The 21,010-nt window shown below is 71.7% G+C and carries 20 protein-coding genes; 11 read left to right on the forward strand and 9 right to left on the reverse strand.

Translation table 11 applies throughout. The features are described 5' to 3' along the window. Positions 1 to 73: 73 nt before the first annotated feature. Together PT931_RS17320 and PT931_RS17325 are read right to left on the reverse strand one after the other, a co-directional pair. The gene (locus PT931_RS17320) at positions 74 to 1,039 is read right to left on the reverse strand and encodes an ABC transporter permease subunit (protein WP_456246762.1); all 966 of its coding nucleotides are present in this window, start codon (positions 1,037 to 1,039) and stop codon (positions 74 to 76) included. Next, complete coding sequence (locus PT931_RS17325; RefSeq protein WP_456246763.1) at positions 1,036 to 1,968, reverse strand: ABC transporter ATP-binding protein; 933 nt, start codon at positions 1,966 to 1,968, stop codon at positions 1,036 to 1,038. Before PT931_RS17325 ends, PT931_RS17320 begins: the two co-directional genes overlap by 4 nt. 128 nt (positions 1,969 to 2,096) lie before the next feature. Here PT931_RS17325 and PT931_RS17330 point away from each other — a divergent pair, with 128 nt between their 5' ends. After that, positions 2,097 to 2,888 carry an ABC transporter ATP-binding protein gene (locus tag PT931_RS17330; RefSeq protein ID WP_456246764.1) on the forward strand — a complete coding sequence of 264 codons (792 nt, stop codon included), beginning with the start codon at positions 2,097 to 2,099 and terminating at the stop codon, positions 2,886 to 2,888. Positions 2,889 to 2,988: 100 nt separating this feature from the next. On the opposite strand, the gene PT931_RS17335 is transcribed toward PT931_RS17330, so the two are convergent. Next, positions 2,989 to 3,291, reverse strand: a complete 303-nt coding sequence (locus PT931_RS17335; RefSeq protein WP_456246765.1) for a protease inhibitor I42 family protein — start codon at positions 3,289 to 3,291, stop codon at positions 2,989 to 2,991. Positions 3,292 to 3,388: 97 nt separating this feature from the next. On the opposite strand from PT931_RS17335, the gene PT931_RS17340 reads away from it, so the two are divergent. The 3 genes from PT931_RS17340 (at position 3,389) to PT931_RS17350 (ending at position 6,122) form a co-directional block, all read left to right on the forward strand. After that, on the forward strand, positions 3,389 to 3,760 hold the full coding sequence (locus PT931_RS17340; protein ID WP_363728266.1) for a YccF domain-containing protein: 372 nt from the start codon (positions 3,389 to 3,391) through the stop codon (positions 3,758 to 3,760). Between the two features lie 142 nt (positions 3,761 to 3,902). Continuing rightward, entirely contained in the window at positions 3,903 to 4,568 is a 666-nt protein-coding gene (locus tag PT931_RS17345) for a DUF2786 domain-containing protein (protein ID WP_456246766.1), read from the forward strand. Positions 4,569 to 4,643: 75 nt separating this feature from the next. Next, positions 4,644 to 6,122, forward strand: a complete 1,479-nt coding sequence (locus tag PT931_RS17350; protein ID WP_456246767.1) for a sensor histidine kinase — start codon at positions 4,644 to 4,646, stop codon at positions 6,120 to 6,122. A gap of 49 nt (positions 6,123 to 6,171) precedes the next feature. On the opposite strand, the gene PT931_RS17355 is transcribed toward PT931_RS17350, so the two are convergent. Beyond that, positions 6,172 to 6,606: an ester cyclase gene (locus PT931_RS17355; protein WP_456246768.1), complete on the reverse strand. Its 435-nt coding sequence runs from the start codon at positions 6,604 to 6,606 to the stop codon at positions 6,172 to 6,174. A gap of 132 nt (positions 6,607 to 6,738) precedes the next feature. Between PT931_RS17355 and PT931_RS17360 the strand changes: the two genes are divergently transcribed. Next, the gene (locus PT931_RS17360; RefSeq protein WP_456246769.1) at positions 6,739 to 7,518 is read left to right on the forward strand and encodes an alpha/beta fold hydrolase; all 780 of its coding nucleotides are present in this window, start codon (positions 6,739 to 6,741) and stop codon (positions 7,516 to 7,518) included. A 183-nt stretch (positions 7,519 to 7,701) separates the two neighbouring features. Here the strand turns inward: PT931_RS17360 and PT931_RS17365 are convergent, their stop codons facing one another. Continuing rightward, positions 7,702 to 11,163 carry a M28 family peptidase gene (locus tag PT931_RS17365; RefSeq protein WP_456246867.1) on the reverse strand — a complete coding sequence of 1,154 codons (3,462 nt, stop codon included), beginning with the start codon at positions 11,161 to 11,163 and terminating at the stop codon, positions 7,702 to 7,704. 601 nt (positions 11,164 to 11,764) lie between these two features. Here PT931_RS17365 and PT931_RS17370 point away from each other — a divergent pair. From PT931_RS17370 to PT931_RS17380, 3 genes are read left to right on the forward strand one after another with little or no spacing between them, the layout of a single operon-like run. After that, positions 11,765 to 13,441, forward strand: a complete 1,677-nt coding sequence (locus PT931_RS17370; protein ID WP_456246770.1) for a nitrite/sulfite reductase — start codon at positions 11,765 to 11,767, stop codon at positions 13,439 to 13,441. After that, positions 13,438 to 14,127, forward strand: a complete 690-nt coding sequence (locus PT931_RS17375; protein ID WP_456246771.1) for a phosphoadenylyl-sulfate reductase — start codon at positions 13,438 to 13,440, stop codon at positions 14,125 to 14,127. Before PT931_RS17370 ends, PT931_RS17375 begins: the two co-directional genes overlap by 4 nt. Continuing rightward, the gene (locus PT931_RS17380) at positions 14,109 to 15,479 is read left to right on the forward strand and encodes a CbiX/SirB N-terminal domain-containing protein (protein WP_456246772.1); all 1,371 of its coding nucleotides are present in this window, start codon (positions 14,109 to 14,111) and stop codon (positions 15,477 to 15,479) included. The genes PT931_RS17375 and PT931_RS17380 overlap by 19 nt, the downstream gene beginning before the upstream one ends. 351 nt (positions 15,480 to 15,830) lie before the next feature. Here PT931_RS17380 and PT931_RS17385 read toward each other — a convergent pair whose 3' ends face one another. Both PT931_RS17385 and PT931_RS17390 read right to left on the reverse strand, forming a co-directional pair. Then, on the reverse strand, positions 15,831 to 16,085 hold the full coding sequence (locus tag PT931_RS17385; protein WP_197007424.1) for a WhiB family transcriptional regulator: 255 nt from the start codon (positions 16,083 to 16,085) through the stop codon (positions 15,831 to 15,833). A gap of 444 nt (positions 16,086 to 16,529) precedes the next feature. Continuing rightward, the gene (locus PT931_RS17390; protein ID WP_456246773.1) at positions 16,530 to 17,447 is read right to left on the reverse strand and encodes a diacylglycerol/lipid kinase family protein; all 918 of its coding nucleotides are present in this window, start codon (positions 17,445 to 17,447) and stop codon (positions 16,530 to 16,532) included. 34 nt (positions 17,448 to 17,481) lie between these two features. On the opposite strand from PT931_RS17390, the gene PT931_RS17395 reads away from it, so the two are divergent. Further along, a complete protein-coding gene (locus PT931_RS17395; RefSeq protein WP_456246774.1) occupies positions 17,482 to 17,892 on the forward strand; it encodes a hypothetical protein in 411 nt (136 codons plus the stop codon). A gap of 16 nt (positions 17,893 to 17,908) precedes the next feature. On the opposite strand, the gene PT931_RS17400 is transcribed toward PT931_RS17395, so the two are convergent. Both PT931_RS17400 and PT931_RS17405 read right to left on the reverse strand, forming a co-directional pair. Continuing rightward, positions 17,909 to 18,691, reverse strand: coding sequence for a sigma-70 family RNA polymerase sigma factor (locus tag PT931_RS17400; protein ID WP_456246775.1), 783 nt, complete (start codon positions 18,689 to 18,691; stop codon positions 17,909 to 17,911). 20 nt (positions 18,692 to 18,711) lie between these two features. Continuing rightward, complete coding sequence (locus PT931_RS17405; RefSeq protein WP_363728277.1) at positions 18,712 to 19,107, reverse strand: ATP-binding protein; 396 nt, start codon at positions 19,105 to 19,107, stop codon at positions 18,712 to 18,714. 325 nt (positions 19,108 to 19,432) lie between these two features. On the opposite strand from PT931_RS17405, the gene PT931_RS17410 reads away from it, so the two are divergent. Together PT931_RS17410 and PT931_RS17415 are read left to right on the forward strand one after the other, a co-directional pair. Further along, the gene (locus tag PT931_RS17410; protein ID WP_456246776.1) at positions 19,433 to 19,747 is read left to right on the forward strand and encodes a S24 family peptidase; all 315 of its coding nucleotides are present in this window, start codon (positions 19,433 to 19,435) and stop codon (positions 19,745 to 19,747) included. A gap of 7 nt (positions 19,748 to 19,754) precedes the next feature. Further along, positions 19,755 to 20,876, forward strand: coding sequence for an NAD(P)-dependent malic enzyme (locus tag PT931_RS17415; protein WP_456246777.1), 1,122 nt, complete (start codon positions 19,755 to 19,757; stop codon positions 20,874 to 20,876). The last annotated feature ends 134 nt before the right edge of the window (positions 20,877 to 21,010 follow it).

Raw genomic sequence — 21,010 nt, forward strand, 5'->3', positions numbered from 1 at the left:
CCGGAGTCCCGGGTGGGGCGCCGGGGCCTGGCCGGGTGCCTCCGGCCGTCGGACCGGGACCGTCGACCCTTGCTCAGGTCACGTCCCGCCGGGTGAACGACCAGAACGCCACCCCGAGCGCCAGCACCACCGCCACCCCGAACACGACCGCCGAGTCGGTCATCGTCAGGGTCCAGCCCTGCGGCATGCAGTCCGCCGTCCCGGAGCACTTCGTGTAGTCGGCGAACTCCAGCTTCTTGAGCACCCACGCGCCCGCGTAGCTCGACGGCACGAACCGCTCGTACTGCGGCACCTCGAACAGCCCGGCGAACAGGATCCGCACCCCGACCTCGCCGACCAGGATCACCCCGATCGCCGCGCCCAGGGCCGCCGCCGTCCGCCGCCCGATCGAGGCCACCGCGAACGCGACCGTGCCGATCACCAGGGTCAGGGCGAGCATCCGCAGCCCGGTGAGGCCCAGCGAGGCGGCGTAGCCCGACGTGACCCCGTCGACGTTGCCCCGGAACCGGGCGGTCAGCCACAGGATGCCGGCCCACACCGCGCCGAGCGCCAGGAAGACGGCCGTCAGACCGGTGAGCAGGGCGACGTACTTGCCCAGCAGGGTCGGGGCGCGCTTCGGCCGCCAGAGCAGCAGGTTCGCCACGCCGCCGCTGGACCACTCCGCCCCGATGAACGAGGAGCCGACCAGGAACGCGAACAGGCACATCAGCCCGCCGAACACGGCGACCAGCGGCTCGGCGTTCTCCCGGAACGCGAACGTCGACGGCAGGAACCACTCCGGGTTCGCCGGCTCGATCATGTCGCAGTTCCGGCCCGGGCCGTTCGAGTCCGGGGTGCCCCGCTGGCAGCTGTCCCGCATCTCGGTCGTCGTCGCGGTGGCCTTGACCCGGGCCGCTGCCCAGTCCGCCTCCGAGATCTTCTGGTTGCCGACGAACAACCCGGCCGCGATGACCAGCAGGCCGCCCACCAGCACCAGCAGGGTCATCTTCGTGAACCGGCGACTGGCCAGCCGGTTCCACTCCGCCCTCAGGAGATTCATCGGATGCCCACCTGCTGGTCCACGCTGTCGGTCAGGGTCAGGAACACGCTCTCCAGGTCGGGGCGCAGCGGCACGAGCTCCGCCACGTACAGCTCCCGGGCCGCGAGCGTGCGGGTGATCCACGAGGGGTCGACCAGATCACGGACCACGAACCCGTCATCGTGTACGTCGACCTGGGCCCCCGCCTCCGTCAGGATCTCGGCGGCGAGCAGCGGCTGGTCCACCCGCACCCGGTACTCCCCGCGGTCCTGGCTGGCCAGCACGTGCTCCACCGGCCCGGACACGATGGCCCTGCCCTTGGCCACGATCGTCACCGAGTCGCAGATCTGCTGCACCTCGCCGAGGATGTGGCTGGACAGCACCACGGTCACCCCGTCGGAGGCCAGCTCGCGCATCAGGTCCCGCATCTCCCGGATGCCCGCCGGGTCGAGCCCGTTGGCCGGCTCGTCGAGGATCAGCAGCCGTGGCTTCTTGAGCAGCGCGGACGCGACCGCGAGCCGCTGGCGCATCCCGAGCGAGTAGCCCTTGACCCGGTCCCGGGCCCGGTCGGTCAGGCCGACGGTCGCGAGCACCTCATCCACCCGGGACAGCGGCACGCCGCCCGCCTGGGCCAGCAGGGTCAGCGTCTTGCGCCCGGAGAAGTTGCCGAAGAACTGCGGACTCTCCACGATCGCGCCGATCGAGTCCATCACCTCGGGCAGCGCCGCCGGCACCTCCCGGCCCAGCAGCACCATCCGGCCGGCGTCGGCCCGGATCAGGCCCAGCAGGGTCCGCAGGGTCGTCGTCTTGCCCGAGCCGTTCGGGCCGAGGAAGCCGTGCACCTGCCCGGCGGCGACGCTCAGGTCCAGCCCGTCGAGTGCCCGGTGCTCACCCCCGAACACGCCCTTGTACGTCTTTCTCAGTCCCTCGATCTCGATGACCGCCGTCATTGGCTTCCCTCCTGCACCGCCGGGGGGCCGACCGGCCGTCCCCTCAGCCGGGGCGGGCGCGGCGGAACGTGTGCCGCACCACAGTACGTCGCGGTGCCCGCTGTGGGCACTCGTGGTTGGATGGTCACGTGCCACATGCCGACACCGTTGTTGACCTCGCCGCCGTCACGGTCACCCGTGGCGACACCCGTCTCGTCACCGACATCGACTGGCAGGTGGAGCTGGACGAACGCTGGGTGGTCCTCGGCCCCAACGGCGCCGGCAAGACCACGCTGCTCCGGCTGGCCGGCGGCCGGCTGCACCCCAGCTCCGGCTCCGCGCACGTCCTCGGCGAGAAGCTCGGCGCGGTCGACCTGGCCGAACTGCGGACCAGGGTCGGCCTGACCAGTGCGGCGCTCGCCGACCGGATCCCCGTGCACGAGTCCGTGCACAACGTCGTCGTCACCGCCGCCTGGGACGTCGTCGGCCGGTTCCGCGAGGACTACGAGGCCATGGACGACATCCGGGCCCGGGTGCTCCTCGACCAGCTGGGCGTCGCGCACCTCGCCGACCGGGAGTACGGCACCCTGTCGGAGGGCGAGCGCAAGCGCGTCCAGATCGCCCGCGCCCTGATGGTCGACCCCGAACTGCTGCTCCTCGACGAGCCGGCGGCCGGGCTGGACCTGGGCGGCCGCGAGGACCTGGTCCGCCGCCTCGCCGAACTCGCCTTCGACCCGGAGGCCCCGGCGATGGTGCTGGTCACCCACCACGTCGAGGAGATCCCGCCCGGGTTCACCCACGCGATGCTGCTCCGGGACGGCGGGGTCGTCGCCCAGGGGCTGATCGGCGACGTGATCAACAGCGTGACGCTGAGCGCGACGTTCGGCCTGCCGCTGACCGTCGAACTCCGCCAGGGCCGCTACACCGCCCGGGCGCTCTGACCCGACCAGGACATCCACCCGGGCACGCGGGGCCCGACATGCGGTCGAGTGCCTCCGTGGCCGGTGACCGCCCCACTCGTAGCCCTCCCATGGTGTCGATCTACCGCACCAACCTGATGCTGAACCGGTCGGCCGTCAGCTCCGCGGGCTCCCAGCTGCGGCGCAGCCGCGCCCGGACATGGGTGTCCTCCGTGAGTGAGGCGCACAACGTGAACACCCGCTGCCCCTGCGACCCCGGCAGCACGCCCGACTCGACCCGGTCGGCGACCAGGCTCACCCCGGCCGGCAGCGGCTCCAGCTCCCAGCGGTAGCCCGTGCCGCCGCGCTCGGGGAGCACCAGCTCCAGGGTCTGCCCCGGTGACACCGCCACCGAGCCACCGTTGTGTTCCGCTCCGATCCGCACCGCGCCACCCGCCTTCCGGGACCCCGTTCCCCAGTATGGGGGCCGCGTCAGGGTGATCCCTGATGGCAGACGTGCCAGGGCCGGGCACGCTGGAGAGGTGCGATTCATACTGAACGTGTTGTGGCTGGTCTTCGGCGGATTCTTCCTGGCCCTCGGTTACGCGATCGCCGGCGCGATCTGCTTCCTCCTCGTCGTCACCGCCCCGTTCGGCATCGCGGCGTTCCGGATGGCGAACTACGCGCTGTGGCCCTTCGGCCGCACCATCGTCCGGGCCCCCGGGCACGGGGCGATGTCCTCCCTCGGCAACATCCTCTGGTTCGTGGTCGCCGGCTGGTGGCTGGCGCTCGGGCACCTGGTCGCCGCGATCGGGCTGTGCGTCACGATCATCGGCATCCCGTTCGGGATCGCCCACTTCAAGCTGATCCCGGTGTCGTTGACGCCGCTGGGGCGCGACATCGTCGACCTGTAGCCCGCCCGACGCGACGCGGTGGCTCCCCGGGGCCGCCGCGTCGCTCCCGTTCCCGGCCGGCCGCCGTGGGCCGCGCCCGGCCACCCGCCCCGGCAGGGGAGTGCGCGGCACCGGGCCGTCGGCGCGGGGTTAGGCTCGACCCGTGGCTGACCAGCGGATGCTCGACCGGGTGCGGGCCCTGCTCCGCAAGGCCGAGTCCACGACCTTCCCCGAGGAGGCCGACGCCCTCACGGCCAAGGCCCAGGAGCTGATGGCCAAGCACGGCATCGACGACCTCGGCCCGGGCGCGGACACCGGCCCCGTGCACCGCCGGATCCCCGTCCCGCCGCCGCACGACACCGCCAAGGCCATGCTCCTCGACGCGGTGGCCGGCGCGAACCGGTGCCGGGCCGTCTGGTCCCGGGAGGGGGCCTACGCCACGGTCTTCGGGTTCGCCGCCGACCTGGACGCCGTCGAGGTGCTCTACGGGTCCGTCATCGTCCAGGCCACGAAGGCGATGATCCGCGAGGCGCGCACCCGGGCCCGGTACGGCCGCCCCGACACCCCCGCGTTCCGCGAGTCCTTCCTGATCGCCTACGCCGACCGGATCGGCGCGCGCCTGGCCCGGACCACGGGGGAGGCGACCCCGGAGGATCTGCTGCCCGTGCTCGCGTCGCGGGAGGTGGAGGTCCGGGCGGCGGCCGACAAGCTGTTCCCCGAGGTGGAGAGCGTGCCGGTGGCGGTGCCGAGCCGGGAGGGCTGGAACTCGGGTTCGCTCGCCGCGAACCAGGCGGCCCTGCGGGACCACCGGGGCGTCGAGGGCCGCTGACCGCACCGGGCCCCGGGCCGTTGACCCTGGTCACTGACCGGCCTCCGCCCCGTCCGGGCCCCGTAGGGTAGGACCGTGTCCACCCTGAGAGACCTCGTCGAGGAGCACACCGACCTCGAACAGACCGACATCGACCACCTGCACCGCCTCGCCGGCGACTGGCAGCTCCTCTCGGACCTGTCCTTCGCCGACCTGCTGATGTGGGTGCCGGTGGAGAACGGCGAGTTCCGGTGTGTCGCCCAGGTGCGCCCGACGACCGCCCCCACGGCCTACCTCGACGACCAGGTCGGCCACGTCCTCGGCGGCCCGGACGTCGCGCACCTCGCCGTCGCGCTCGACGAGGCCCGGATCTGGCGGGAGGGCGACCCGGTCTGGTACGGGGACACCCCGGCCCGGCGCGAGGCCATCCCGGTGCGCACGCCCGACAGCCCCCGGGTGATCGCCCTGCTCGGCCGGGACACGAACCTGTCGACGGCCCGCACCCCCAGCCAGCTGGAACTCAACTACCTCACGACCGCCGACGACCTGACCCAGATGGTCGCGGACGGCACGTTCCCGCCGCCGCACCGGCCGGGGGAGACGACGAGCGCGCCCCGGGTCGGCGACGGCCTGATCCGGCTCGACGCGGACGGCAAGGTGGTCTACGCGAGCCCGAACGCGCAGTCGGCGTACCGGCGGATGGGTTTTCCCAGTCATCTCACGGGTGAGGACCTGGCGGCCCTGACCGGCCGGCTCGCGGACGACCCGCTGGAGGGCGGCGAGGCCGTCGAGCGGATCTTCGCGGCGCTGCGCGGGGAGTCGCCGGCCCGCAAGGAGATCGACGGCCGGGGCGCGACGCTGCTGCTCCGGGCCCTGCCGCTGCTGCCGGGCGGGCACCCGATCGGGGCGGTGGTGCTGTGCCGGGACATCACGGAGGTGCGCCGCCGGGACCGCGCGCTGGTCACCAAGGACGCGACGATCCGCGAGATCCACCACCGGGTGAAGAACAACCTCCAGACCGTGGCGGCGCTGCTGCGGCTCCAGGCCCGCCGGGTGGACTCGCCGCAGGCCAAGTCGGCGCTGGAGGAGTCGGTGCGCCGGGTCGCGTCGATCGCGCTGGTGCACGAGACCCTGTCGATGGCCTCGGACGAGACGGTCGAGTTCGACACGATCGTGGACCGGGTGGCGTCGATGGCCGCCGAGCTGTCGGTGGCCGAGAGCCGGGTGACGATCCGCCGGGAGGGCACGTTCGGGGTGCTGTCCGCCGAGATCGCCACCCCGCTGGTCATGGTCCTCAACGAGCTGTTGCAGAACGCGGTCGAGCACGCCTACGGCCCGGCCGAGCAGGGCGAGGTCGTCATCTCCGCGCACCGCTGGCGCCGGCAGCTGCACGTGACGGTGTCCGACTCGGGCCAGGGACTGCCGGCCGACTTCGACCTGGACGCGTCCAAGCGCCTGGGCCTGCAGATCGTCCGGACCCTGGCCACGGGTGAGCTGCGCGGCACGATCGAACTCCGCAACCGCGTCGACTCCGGGATGGAGGCCGTCGTGGTGGTCCCCCTGAGCCGCCGATAGAAGATCATCCGACGGCTACGAGTGGGGCGGTCCCCGGAGACGGAGGGCTTCAGCCGGGTGTCTCCGGCATGAGCCCCAGCTGGGTGAGGAAGTCCACCTGGTCGTAGTACAGCCGGTAGCTGGTGATCCGGCCGTCCTCGACGGTGGCCAGGTCCACTCCCCGGATCCGGATCGACCTCCCCGTGGCGGGCAGCTTCTCCCCGGAGGGCAGCTCGATCGGTCCGGAGTTCTTCCCGTGGAAGAAGCCCTCGTCGATCGCGGTGTCCCCCTGTTCGTACTTGGCCAGCGTGTCGTACCTGCTGTCCGGGATCGCGTCGTACATGGTGCGCCACCACTCGACGATGTTGTCCCGCCCCCGGATCTCGCCCAGGTCCGGCGTGAAAGCGACCGCGTCCTCCGCGTACAGCTCGGCCACGGCCTTCAGGTCCCGGGTCGTGGTGCTGATCTCGGTGAGCCGGTCCATCACCTCTCGTGCCTGTCCCATGATCCACCCCCTCGGGTCGACGATGAACGCCTCCATTTTCCCACGGCCCATGTCACGGGAGTGTTCGAAAATTCGGTGGCTGACCTGCACGTTCGCGCCTCCCGGGCGTCCCCGGCGCGGGACAATCAAGGCGTGCGCGCCGACCTGCCCGCCCGCTTGACCCTGCCCTACTCCGAGCAGGGCGACCCGACCGCCGTACCCGTCGTCCTCCTCCCGGGGGTCGGCGACTCGCACCGGGTGTTCGAGCCCCTGCTGGCCCACCTGCCGCCGGACGTCCACGCGGTGGCCCTGACCCCGCGCGGCTGCGGCGACGCGACCCGCCCCCGGGACGGCTACGGCACGCCCGACCTGGCCGCCGACGTGGCGATGTTCCTCGACGTGCTCGGCCGGGACGACGCGGTCCTCGTGGGCGCGTCGAGCGGCGGGCTGGTCGGCCAGCGGTTCGCCGCCGACCGGCCGGGCCGGGTCCGGGGCCTGGTGCTCCTGGGCGCCCCGGTGACCCTGCGGGGCAACCCGAAGGTGGAGGAGTTCGGCGCGGGCCTGCTCGTCGACCCGATCGAGCCGGGATACGTCCGTCGCATGTGGACGGACCTCCTGCTCCGGCCGTTGCCCGACGGCGTCCTGGACGTCCTCGTCGAGGAGAACCTCAAGGTCCCGGCCCGGGTGTGGCGCGCCCTCCTGGAGGGTCTGGTCGCCGACTCCTCGGCCGACGACCTGGCGAAGATCACCGCGCCGGTCCTGGCGCTCTGCGGGGACCGCGACCCGGTGCTGTCGTTGGCGGACCAGCGGGCCCGGGTGGCGGAACTGCCCCGGGCGGAGCTGGTGGTCTACCCGGACGCCGGGCACTGCTTCTACCTGGAGGAACCGGCCCGGGTGGCGGCCGACCTCACGGACTTCGTGCGATCCCTGTGACCGGAGGCGCCCACCGAGCCCCGGCCCCGCGACGCGCGGCCCCCGCCCGTCTCCGGTGGTACCCGGCCCCGGACGCGCGACAGCCCCTGCCGGGTGGAGGTCCGGCAGGGGCTGTCACCCTGTTGCCCCGTGGGTGAGGGCGCTCTCGGTCGCCCTCACCCGGGGAGGTGAGGCATCAGGCGGTCAGCACGCTCCGGCGTCCGACCAGACGGCCCACGACTGCGGGGCGCCCGGCTCGGCTCCGGTGGAGTACCAGGTGGAGTTCCACTTGTGGCCGTTGTGGTTGACCACGTCACCCGGCACGTAGCCCTGGCTGGCAGACCAGGCGGGGAGCCCGCCGCAGCCACCGGGGTCGGTGCCGGTCACGGTCAGGGTGTAGGTGGCCGAGTGCGTCGCGCTCGTCCCCGTCCCGGTGACCGTGACCGTGTAGACGCCGGCCGGCGTGCTGGCCGACGTGGCGATCGTCAGGCTCGACGAGGAGCCGGACTGCACCGACGACGGGCTGAAGCTCGCCGTGGCTCCGCTCGGCAGACCCGAGGCGCTGAACGTCACGGTCTGCGGGCTGCCCGCGGTGGTCGTGGTGCCCACTGTGGACGTGACCGACGCGCCGGCCTGCGCGGAGCCCGAGGTCGGGTTCAGCGCGACCGAGAAGTCGTTGGCCACGGTGCCGACCGTCAGCGTGTAGCTCGCGGTCCGGGTGACGGATCCGCTGCCCGTGACGGTCACGGTGTACGAACCGGCCGGCGTCGAGGCGCTGGTCTGGATCGACAGGGACGAGGAGCCGCCGGACTGCACCGACGACGGGTTGAAGATGGCGGTGGCCCCGCTGGGCAGGCCGGAGGCGGTCAGGGTGACCGTCTGGGCCGTGCCGGAGGTCGTGGCCGTGCTCACCGTGCTGGAGACCGAGCCGCCCGGCTGGGTGTTGCCCGAGTTCGGGCTGACCGAGACCGAGAAGTCGTTCGTCTGGGTGCCGCCGACGGCGAGCTTCCAGATGGCGTACGCGACACCGTCCGCGCCCCGGTTCAGGGCCGTGGCGTTGATGTTGTTGGTGGTGTCACACGAGGAGTGGTAGCAGGGGTCGTACGCGGCGTTGGCCGAGCCGCCCCACTTGGTGGCCTGCGCCGAGGTCTTGCGGGCGCTCGCACCGGTGGCGTAACCCGAGGTCGGGATGCCGCCCTGCTGGAACGAGTAGTCGTCGGAACGGCCCTGGCCCTCGACGTTCTCCTCCGGCGCCAGGTTCAGCGACGCCCAGTACTCGCGCAACGGGGTGGCCGTCGTCGAGTTGACGTTGTTGATGAAGTACCCGGCGTTGGTGGAGGCGATCATGTCGAAGTTGTAGTAGCCCTTGATGGCCGCCTTCGCGCTCGCCGACAGGGAGTTGACGTAGTGCTTGGAGCCGTTGAGCCCCTGCTCCTCGTCCGTCCACCAGCCGAACCGCACGTGCTTGGTCATGGTCGGGTTCTGCGCGGCCAGGACCAGCGCGTTCTCCAGGAGTACCGCCGAGCCGGAGCCGTTGTCGTTGATGCCCGGGCCCGCGCTGACGCCGTCGAGGTGCGCACCGAACATGACGGTGTTGTTGACGTCACCGCCCGGCCAGTCGGCGATCAGGTTGTTCGACACGTAGGTGCAGCTGGTGCACTGCTGCTCGGTGACCGTGTAGCCGGCCGCCTGGAGCTTGCCCTTCACGTAGGCCAGCGACTGGGTGTAGCCGCCCGAGCCCGCGCGCCGGTTGCCGCCGTTCTGCGAGGCGATCGTGTTGAACTGGGTCAGGTGCGCCTGGACCTTCGCGACGTCGATGTCCGGCGCGTTCGGGTTCGGGTTCACCGTGCCGACGGTCAGGTTGTACGTGGCGGTGTGCGTGACACTACCGGTACCGGTGACCGTGACGGTGTAGCTGCCCGGGGTCGCCGAGGCCGACGCCGTGAGGCGCAGGCTGGACGAGGAGCCGGAGGTGACCGACGCCGGGGTGAAGGCCGCGGTGACGCCGGCCGGCAGGCCCGAGGCGGTCAGGTTGACCGTCTGCGCGCTGCCCGAGGTGGTCGTGGTGCCGACCGTGGTGGTGACGTTCGACCCCGGCTGCACGGAACCCGAGGACGGGCTCAGCGAGATCGAGAAGTCGTTCGCCGGGGTGGTGCTGCAGGTCGCCTCACCGGACTGGGCCGGGACGGAGACGGCGAGCCACGCGGCCTTGACCGTGGCGCACTCGGGGCCGCCCGGGTAGAGGTTCGCGGCGGCCTGCACGGTCGCCTTGCGGACCGTGGCGTGCACCCAGGTCGAGCCCTTGGTCAGCAGCGCGGTGTGGAAGATCTTGCCGGCCTTCTGGATCCCGATGCCGGTGATCGACGCCGGTCCGCCGGAGCAGATCGGGCTGTTCGGCTTGCCGCCACCGGGGGCGGAACCCTCGGCGAGCAGGTAGAACCAGTGGTTCTGCGGGCCCGCGGCGGCGTGCACCTCGGTGTTGGGGATCGAGGAGCTGTAACAGTTCGGGTCGCCGCCGACGAGCGACGGGTTGTACATCTTCCGGATCGGTCCGCTGCCGACCAGGTCGACCTCCTCGCCGACGTCGTAGTCCGGCGGGTCGTTCGGGTTGTTGGCGTAGGCCTCGGTCAGCGCGCCGAAGATGTCACCGGTGGACTCGTTCAGGCCGCCGGTCTCGTTGCCCGAGCCGCCCTGTCCGGTGCCGGAGAACTGGAAGATCGCGTGCCCGTACTCGTGCGCGACCACGTCGATCGGGGTGGCCTGCTTGGTGTTGGCCTGGTTGTGGCCGAAGTTGGTGTAGCTGCCGTTCCAGAACGCGTTGACGTCCGCGAGGCCGACCCGGGCCGGGAACGCCCCGCCGTTGCCGTTGAAGCCGTTGCGGCCCAGCCACTGGCTGGCCATGTCCCATTCCTTCTGGGCGGCGTAGAGCGCGTCGACGCAGGCGGTCTCCAGGTTGGTGCCCTGGCCGTTGCCCCACGCGTCGTCGGTGCCGGTGTAGGCGGTACCGCCCTGGCCGCCACAGCGCAGGCTGCTGCGGGTGGTGTCGGTCATCGACCACGAGGTACCGGAACCGCTGGTGTTGATCGTGACGTTGCCGTTGAAGTACCCGTTGCCGGTGCCGGCCTTGACGTCGTCGTACTTGTCGGCGACGGCCCCGGTCCGGGCGTCGACGTAGACGTGCAGGTTGCTCGGCGCGGTGGCGGTCCGTCCGGCGACGGTGGTCGACCACACGAGGCGCGGGTTGTCGCCGGCGAGCACCGACAGCACCGGGGCGCTGACGTCGGTGACCTGGGCGAGCTGGGCCTTCGCGGTCGCGGCCGCGGCGGCGGCGGTCACGGTGGGCTGGGTGCCGACGGTGATCCGGGCGGTCGGCGAGGCGTTGACGCCCCGGACCTTGCCCTCGGTGTCGGTGGTGACGACCGCGTCCCCGCCGATGACCGGCAGGCCCCGGTAGGTGCGCTCGTAGGCGTTGTAGAAGAGACCGCGCTCGCCCGCGACGGACTTGATCCGGCGGAGGCTCTCACCGGGGCCCTTGGCGAGCCCGTCGAGGCCCGAGTCCGCGGCCACGTCGGCGGCGGACACGGCGCGATTCGCGAGATCGACCGCTGATGGACTGGGGATGGCGGCAGCGCTTGAGGGGATGATCTGCGCGGTCGCGGCTACGATGCCGATCCCGAGCAAGATCGTTGCTGTCCGTTTCACTGAGGTGCTCCTAGGCGACTGTTATCTGTGTAACTGTCAGCACCAAATAAATAAGACTGTTAACAGATCGGTCAATGCCGATCCACCCTTGACGGACCCTTGCGCGGCGTCCAACTCGGCTCGGACCGGCTGTTTTCGCACCTCACAGCCCTGGACTTACCGGGCGCCCGGCCACCGCCGCGAGCCCCGCCCGCCCCAGTCGGGGGCCGGCCCTCAGCCCCACCCCGACCGCCGGGCGCCCCCGGGGCGCCTCCCCGGATCAATCCGGTGATCCCGCCCACACCGCCCCGGGGCACCCGGCCGGGCCCCGTCGGCACGGTCGACGCCCAGTGACCGGGACCATACTGGTGCGCGACGGCCCGACGTGCGACGATGGCCACCATGTACGCCGCCCTGCGCCGCCGCCTCGTGGTCCGCCGCCACGTGGACTACGGCCGCGTGCGCAGCGCCATCTGTCCGGCCCTGTAGACGCCGCCCGCAATTTCCTCGCCGGGCGCGCGGTTCGCGCCGGCAACTTCGCAACTCGGCACAGACCGTGCGCCTCTCCGTATCCAGGAGACGCAGCATGACGACCAGAGCCAAGGGACAGGGCCAATGGGCCCTCGGATACCGCGAACCGCTCAACCCCAACGAGCGGATGAAGAAGGACGACGACGGGCTGAACGTCCGCGCCCGGGTCGAGAACGTGTACCAGTACACCGGTTTCGCTGGGATCGACCCTTCCGACCTGCGGGGCCGGTTGCGCTGGTGGGGCCTCTACACCCAGCGCAAGCCCGGGATCGACGGCGGGAAGACGGCCGTCCTGGAGCCGCACGAGCTCGAGGACGAGTACTTCATGCTCCGGGTCCGGATCGACGGCGGCCAGCTGTCCCTGGAGCAGTTGCGCGTCATCGCCGACATCTCCGTGAAGTACGCCCGCAGCTCCGCCGACCTCACCGACCGGCAGAACATCCAGCTGCACTGGATCCGGATCGAGGACGTCCCCGCGATCTGGAAGGCGCTGGAGGCGGTCGGCCTGTCCACCCAGGAGGCGTGCGGTGACGTCCCCCGGGTCATCGTCGGCAGCCCGGTGGCCGGGGTCTCCGCGGACGAGGTGATCGACCCGACCGACGTGATCCGCGAGATCGAACGGCGCTTCGTCGGCAACCCCGAGTTCTCGAACCTGCCCCGCAAGTTCAAGTCCTCGATCTCCTGGCTGCCGGACGTGCCCTACGAGGTCAACGACGTCGCCTTCGTCGGCAGCGTGCACCCCGACCACGGCCCGGGCTTCGACCTGTGGGTCGGCGGCGGCCTGGCCGTCAACCCGATGCTGGCCAAGCGGCTCGGCGTCTGGGTGCCGCTGAACGAGATCCCCGAGGTCTGGTCCGGCGTGATCGGCATCTTCCGCGACTACGGCTACCGCCGGCTGCGCACCAAGGCCCGGCTGAAGTTCCTGGTCAACGACTGGGGCGTGGCGAAGTTCCGTGACGTGCTGGAGAACGAGTACCTCAAGCGCAAGCTCTCCGACGGGCCCCCGCCGGTGCTCCCGGAGCGCCCCATCGACCACATCGGTGCCGCCCCGCAGGTCGACGGCAACTTCTACCTGGGCGTCGCGCCGGTGGTCGGCCGGGTGTCGGGCGAGAAGCTGCACGCCCTGGCCGACCTGCTCGAAAGGCACAACCTCCGACGGGTACGCACGACGGCGTACCAGAAGCTGCTCGTGCTGGATATTCCCCCGGCGGCCGTGGACACCGTCGCGGCCGAGCTCGACGGGCTGGGGCTGAGCAGCCGGCCCTCCACCTGGCGGCGCGCGACGATGGCGTGCACCGGCATCGAGTACTGCAAGCTCGCCATCGTCGAGACCAAGGGCACCGCCGAGAAGCTGATCACCGAACTGGAGTCCCGGCTCGGGAACGTCGACGCGGACATCTCGATCAACATCAACGGCTGCCCCAACGCCTGCGCCCGGACCCAGGTCGCCGACATCGGCCTCAAGGGGATCCTGCTCGGCGGCAAGGAGGGCTTCCAGCTGCACCTCGGCGGCGGCCTGGCCGTCTCGGCCGGCGCGTGGGCCGAGGACCCCGACGACCCCGACGCGGTCCCGACCGGCGGCCTCGGCCGCAAGCTGCGCGGCCTGAAGTCCACCGCCGAGGACCTGCCCGACTACGTCGAACGCCTGACCCGCCGCTACCTGGCCGCCCGCTCCGACGGCGAGACCTTCGCCGCCTGGGTGGCCCGCGCCGAAGAGGAGGCACTGGCATGACCGCCGCCTTAGAGAAGCTGGCCTACAAGGCCGGCAACGACCTGGAGGAAGCCACCGCCGAGGAGATCGTCACCTGGGCCGTGGAACAGTTCGGCCCGAAGTTCTGCGTGACCAGCTCGTTCGCCGACGCGCTCCTGGCGCACGTGGTGTCGCGGGTCGCGCCCGGCGTGGACGTGATCTTCCTGGACACCGGCCTGCACTTCGCCGAGACCCTGGCCGTCCGCGACCAGGCGGTCCGGAGCCTGCCGATCACGGTGAAGTCCGTACCGCCGCAGCGCACCGTCGGCCAGCAGGACGGCGACCACGGGCCCCGGCTGTTCCACCGCGACCCGAACCAGTGCTGCCACCTGCGCAAGGTCGAGCCGCTGATCCGGGCCCTCGACCCGTACGTGGCGTGGGCCACCGGGCTCCGCCGCGACGAGGGCCCGACCCGCGCCGACACCGCCGTGGTCGCCTACGACTACGAGCGCGAGAAGGTCAAGATCGCGCCGCTGGCCCGGTGGACGGCCGCCGACGCGGACGCCTACATCGCGCTGCACGACGTACCCGTGAACGCGCTCATCGACCAGGGCTTCCCCTCGATCGGCTGCTGGCCGTGCACCCGGGCCGTGGCGCCCGGGGAGGACCCGCGCGCGGGCCGGTGGGCGATGTTCGAGGAGAAGACCGAGTGCGGCATCCACCAGTAGGGCCGCCGTCGCCGACCCTGGACGGGGCCGGTGGGCAGCCCTCCCGGGGCCCGGCGTCGGACGGTGCCGGGCACTCCGCGTCCAGGCCGGCGCTGGTCCTGTTGGCCCACGGCAGCCGCGACCCCCGGGCGGCCATGACGACGGAGGACCTGGCCCTCGCCGTGTCCGCCGCCCGTCCGGGCCTCGACGTCAGGGTCGCCTACCTCGACCACGCCTGGCCCCGGCCGGGCACGGTGCTGGCCGACCTGGCCGCCTCGGGGGCCGGCTCGGCGGTGGTGGTGCCGCTCCTGCTCACCTCGGCGTACCACGGCACCGTCGACGTCCCCGCCGTCCTGGTCGACCCGCCCCTGCCCGTGCACCGCACCCCTATCGTGGGCACCGACCCGGCGCTGTACCCGGCCCTGCTGCGCGGCCTGCGCTCGGCCTTCCGGGCCCGGTTCCCGGTCATCGGCTACGCCGGGGCCCCCCGCTTCCCGGTACCGGACCGGTCGCCGCAGTCGGATGTTCTCCCCGGGCCGGACCAGCTCCACGACCCGGACCGGTTGGGCCACGCGGACTGCCCGCCCGGACTGGCGGAGCCGGACCATGTGTCCGGGGCGGCACCACTCGCCGAGCCGGCAGGCCTCTCCGGGCCGGCCCGGTCCGCCGCGTCGGACCGCTCCGCCGAGTCGGCGCGGTTCGCGGACCCGGGCCGGTTCGCGGACCCGGGCCGGTTCGACGAGCCGGAGCCGGACACCTCGTGGTTCCCGGTCCCGCACGCCCGGATGCCCGCCCTGTCGGGACCCCGGCCGGCGGAGTCGGGATGGCAGCTGGTCCCGCCGGGGGGCCCGGCCGCGTCCCATCAGCCCCGCACGTCGCCCGAGACACCCGGCACGGCGGACGCGGACGCCCGGCGCCTGCGGACCGTCCCCGGGCAGCCGACCGCGCAGACCCGGGCCGGCCGGCTCGGCCTCCCCGGAGCGGGCGTCGGCGGGTGGCCGGTCGGGGCACAGTGCGACGGGCTCGTGGTGATCGCCGCCGGTACGTCCGACGACGCGGCCCGCGCCGGCCTCGCCTTGGCCGCCGCCGGGCTGGGGGAGCGGCTGGGGGTCCCGGCGCGGATCGGTTTCGCCTCCGGACCCGGCCCGAGGCCCGACGAGGCCGTCGCGGCGCTGTACGCGGCCGGTGCGCTCCGGGTGGGTGCCGCCTCGTGCTTCCTGGCCCAGGGCCGGCTCTACGACAGGGCCCGAGACCGCGCGCTGCGGGCCGGGGCGGTGGCCGTGGCCGAGCCGCTGGGGGCGGCGCCGGAGCTGGTGGCGGTCGTCCTGGCCCGGTACGCGGCGGCGACTCTGCCGCTGTCGGCGGTCGCATGAGGACACTTGCACGGTGTTCGAATGTGTGTTCGAATAATGGGGTCAGGTTCGGCCCGGGAGGTTTCACGGCCGTTGCCACCCGGGTCTGACGACGGCCCTTCGGTCAGTGGGGCCCGCGCACGCGAAAACGACCGAGGCCCGGGTTGGTCACCCGGGCCTCGGTCGAAAACGAGATGCGCACAACTCAATACAGGTGCTGGCGTGCGAGGTGATGCGACGTTCTGTGGTGCGCTCCGGAGAAGAAATTCCGGATCACTGCGGCGTTCACGGGAACTATGAGGTTCCGGTCCTGCCACGGAATTCTGGTGTTTCGAGATCTTGATCGCGCGTGTCGACAGTGCGCGGTGTGGATCAGGCGGTGCGAGCCTGGACCCGGAAGCTGCCGCGCCGCTTGAGGGCGCGCCGCTCTTCCTCACTCATTCCGCCCCACACGCCGGCGTCCTGACCACTCTCGAGGGCCCACTGCAGGCACTCGCTGGTCGCGGGACACCGCCGACACACGGCCTTGGCCTGCTCGATCTGGAGGAGGGCGGGGCCGGACGTCCCGATCGGGAAGAACAGCTCCGGGTCCTCGTCGCGGCAGGAGGCAACGTGACGCCAGTCCATGAGGGCAACTCTCCTTGGATTGTGGATCTTCAATGACTGCGGATGTCTTACGTGTCCCGCGCTCAAGCGAAGCTGGGGGCCACCGCAAGCGCGGGAGCGGGCTGTGGTACACGTCTTGCTTCGTTCGCTTGTGAATACTTTCACGAACTCACGCGATGTCAAGAGGTGAGTCCCAAGAAACTTCGACACGGTGAGCAACGTCACCGACTGTTTGTCCGAATTTTATCGGGATTCTCGATCCTGCGATCGCGACTGTATGTAGTTATGGTAGAGCCTGTCGTGACCGCGTGCCCGCGATTTCCGTGAGCCGAGCGTCACCATCTCCGCGATAGCCCACGAGACGCCCAGCAGAGGCGGCATCCAGTGGACTCAGACGATGTCCCGGATCGGGAAAACCCGTTTGGTGGAACAACGAGACGGACGAACAGACGATACGACCGCCGATCAGCAAACTACGCGCAACGCGTCGGGAACGGCGCGGAACTCGACACTGCGCCGTTCGCCGACGTAGTCGCCGTCGACCTGGAACGCCATCGCTTTCGGTGTACTCAGCGTGAAACCCGCCGAGTCGTGCAGCCTCAGGACGCGCTTCCCGTGGGGTTCCCGCCCGCTTGACAACATCTGGGTGATTGTTCTAATGGTGCTCGGCAGCCACAGCCCCCGCAGGGCGAGCACGTCGAGCCCGAGGTCGAACGACGCGTCCGGGTTGGGATGCACCGGTTTCGTCCCGATGTACGTCCACGGTGCGGTGTTCTGCACGATCGCCATGGACAGGCCCGTCTCGTCCGGTTCGCCCTGGCGGCTCAGGGTCAGGTGCGGGTGCCGCTCCTGCCGGCTCGCGTACTGGGTCATGGCGGCCTGGAAGTACAGCAGGGGGGACGCGGTCCGGCCCCGGCGGCGGGAGCGCTCCACGCGGCGGGTGACGGCCGCGTCCATGCCGTAGCCGGCGCAGAACGTGAAGTACCGGTCGTCGGCCCGGCCGAGCCCCACGGACCGGCTACGGCCCTCTCGGACGGCCTCCAGGATCACGCCCGCCGCGTCGACCCAGGAGTTGGGCAGGCCGAGGGCGCGGGCGAACACGTTCGTCGAGCCGCCGGGTACGACGGCGAGGGCGGTGTGCGGGGCCGGGCCGTCGGCGAGCAGCCCGTTGACGGCCTCGTTGATCGTGCCGTCCCCGCCGAGGGTGACGACGAGGTCCATGCCCGCTTCCACAGCTTTTCGGGCCAGTTCCGCCGCATGTCCTCTATGTCCGGTGTGTTCCACCGTGAGGTCCAGTTCCGAGGCCAGGGCCCGCGCCAGGACGTCCCGGCTGCGTTCGTTGGTGGTGGTGGCCTTGGGGTTGACCACGAGGAGCGCCCGCATGGCCGGCACTGTACCGCCCGGTAGGCTGTCCGGCGTGGCAGAACCGGTGGACCCAGTGCGACCCGTCACCCTCAAGGCCCTCGTCGGCCTCCTCTGGGGGAAGGCCGCGGTGCTGGTCGGGCTGACCGGCTGGCTGCTCTACGCGGACCTCTCGGGTCGCGCGGGCAGCACGAAACTCGCGAACTTCGTCACGGTCTACACCGCCGTGTACGCGGTGCTGCTGTTCTTCGTCGGCTGGGCGGTGTTCCGCCAGCGGAGCTGGTCGCGCGGGCCGGCCATGATGCTGGAGCTGTTCCTGCTGCCGATCGGCTACTACATGGTCGCCGGCGGGCAGCCGCTGCTGGGCGTGCCCGTGATCGCGCTCGGCGCGCTCGGCGTGTTCCTCGCGCTGCACCCGCGCACCCGCGCCGCCCTGGGCCTCGACGTACCCCGTCAGAGCCCCTGAGCCGGCGCGGGTCGCGTCAGCGCGTCTCGGTCAGTGCCACCCGGAGTCCGGCCAGGGTCCGGGTCAGCAGGCGGGACACCTGCACCTGTGAGATGCCCAACTCGGCGGCGATCTCGGCCTGGGTCCGGTACTCGAAGAACCGCAGGGCCACCATCCGCTTCTCCCGTTCGGGGAGCTGGCTGAGCAGCGGACGCAGCGCCGCGCGGAACTCCACCGAGTCCAGCGCCTGGTCCGGAGCCGCCCGGTCCGCGTTGTCCAGCGGGACCACGCAGAGCCGTTCGCTCTCCAGGGCCTCGGACACCGCCGCGGCCGAGGAGCCCAGGATGCCGGCCAGTTCGACCAGGGTCGGGGCCCGGCCGAGGCGCTGGTGCAGGTCGGCGGACGCCCGGCTCGCGGCCGACCGCAGTTCCTGGAGCCGGCGGGGCAGGCGCAGCGTGTTGCTCTTGTCCCGCAGGTGCCGCTGGAGTTCCCCGGTCATGGTGGGCGTCGCGAACGTGGTGAACTCCGCGCCCCGGTCCGGGTCGTAGCGGTCCATGGCCTTGAGCAGTCCGACCATCGCGACCTGGATCAGGTCGTCGAAGTCCTCGCCCCGGCCCTTGAACCGGCGCGCCAGCCCCTTGACCAGCGGCAGGTGCCGCCGGACCAGCTGGGTGCGCAGGGCCCGCCACGGCCGCGAGTACTGCTCGGCGGCGGCGAGCCGGGCGAGCAGTTCCCGGGTCTCTGGTTCGGGTGCTTTATCAAGATAAATCGACGGAAAATAGCTGAGAGGCTCGACCGAGCGACTGGGTCGCGGGATCATGGTCGTCAGCGTGGCTGTCGTCATCCGGCGCTCGCCCGACGCTTGGTCATCCGGATCGTCGCCACGCCGGACTGCAGCTCGGCGGCGACGTCGGCGACCAGTGCGGCGAGAACCCGCCAGGCGAACGTCTGGGTGTCCGGCAGGGCGCCGGTGGCCGGGGCGCTGATCGCCACGGCCAGGCTGTCGGGTCCGACATCGAACCGGCACGTCAGTTCGGTGTCCTGCGGGTTCCCGATCGCCGGGAGCAGGAGAGCGCACGCCTCGTCGACGGCGATCCGGAGGTCCTCGATCTCGTCGAGGGTGAAGTGCAACCGGGCCGCGAGGCCCGCCGTGGCGGTGCGAAGAACGGAGAGGTAGGCGCCGTCCGCCGGAACGGTCAGCTCCACGATGTCATCGGTCATCGTCTGGGCGGTCATGGTCTATCGACCCCCTGCTGCTGTCGTGGTCACGTCTAGCCAAACGGGCGGCGCGGCCATCGGTAATGGCCAGGTCCGGGTTACCCCGGTTTGCTCTTTCGAGGAGTCATCCTTCCGGCAAGGAGCCTTGATCGCAAGAGCCCAGGTGAAAGCCCGGATGGCGGCTGAATGGCGAAAAGTCCACAGTATGCGGAGCGCGTCACCATGGGTGCCCGTTCGAAAACAGATGATCACAGTGATTCTCCTAAATTGCTGACTCCTGTTCTATGGCCAATCGCTCACGCGGGATGCTTGGAACTCGGGCCGGAAGGCGTAAGGTGATGAGGTGTTCACTGTCCTCGTCGAGGGGCCGTCAATGACGCCGACCCTGCGCGACGGAGACAGGCTCATCGCGCGACGCGGTGGCCGGGCCATCCGCCCCGGTGACCTGGTCGTGGCCCGGTTCAGAGCCCGTCCCGACACGATCGTGGTGCGGCGGGTCGCCCGGCAGGTTCCCGACGGTTGGTGGCTGACCAGCGACAACCCGTTCGGCGGGGACGACTCCCACACCCTCGGCGCGGCAGAGATCCTCGGTCGGATCCTCTGCCGGGCCAGCCCACGTCCGGGCCCACTGCACGGCCCACCCGCCATTCTGAGCTAGGAGATCCGTGGACCCCGTCTTTGAACTGCACCGCGGCGGCAAGATCGCCGTCACTCCCACGGTGGGACTGGACAGCAGGGAGGACCTCTCCCTGGCGTACACCCCGGGGGTAGCCCGGGTGTGCGAGGCCATCGCGGCCGATCCGACGCTGACCCGGGAGTACACCTGGGTGGGCAACACCGTCGCCGTGGTCACCGACGGCACCGCCGTGCTCGGGCTCGGCGACATCGGCCCCCGCGCCGCGATGCCCGTCATGGAGGGCAAGGCGGCCCTGTTCAAGAAGTTCGGCGACGTCAACGCCGTGCCGATCTGCCTGGACACCAAGGACCCCGACGCGATCGTGGAGATCGTCCGGGCGCTCGCCCCGTCCTTCGGCGGCATCAACCTGGAGGACATCTCCGCCCCGCGCTGCTTCGACATCGAGCGCCGCCTCGACGACCTCCTCGACATCCCCGTCTTCCACGACGACCAGCACGGCACCGCCATCGTCGTCACGGCGGCCCTGCGCAGCGCGGCGACCCTGCTCGGCCGGTCCCTGGCCGACACCCGGGTGGTCGTCTCCGGCGCCGGGGCGGCCGGCGTGGCCGTCACGAACATGCTGCTCGCGGCCGGGGTCGGCGACGTCATCGTGGTCGACTCGCGGGGCGTCATCGACGCGGCCCGGGGCGGGGTCAAGGCCGAGCTGGCCTCCCGTACCAACGTCACCGGGATCCGGGGCGGGATCGGCGACGCCCTGCACGGGGCGGACGTGCTCGTCGGCGTGTCCGGTGGGCAGATCCCGGCCGAGGCGCTGGAGCGGATGACCCCGGGCGGCGCCATCTTCGCCCTGGCCAACCCGAACCCGGAGGTGCACCCGGAGCTGGCCGCGCGGTACGCGAAGGTCGTCGCCACCGGCCGCAGCGACTTCCCGAACCAGATCAACAACGTGCTGGCCTTCCCCGGGGTGTTCCGGGGCGCGCTGGACGCCCGGGCCACCCGGGTCACCGAGGCGATGAAGCTCGCGGCGGCCGACGCCATCGCGGGGCTCGTCGCGGACGACCTGCGCCCGGACCAGATCATCCCGAGCGCGCTGGACCCGAGGGTGGGGCCGGCCGTCGCGGCGGCCGTCGCGGCGGCGTCCAAGAACTGAACAAGCACGCTGCGCGTTCCGGTGGGTACCGGTCCGCGCGGGCGACCAGGGGGCGGCGTTCCGGGAGGAGCGCCGCCTTCGGTGTACCCACCGCGCCCGCGTCGGGCCGCTTCCCCGGCGTACCCGTCGAAAGG

The organism is Longispora urticae (assembly GCF_053902585.1).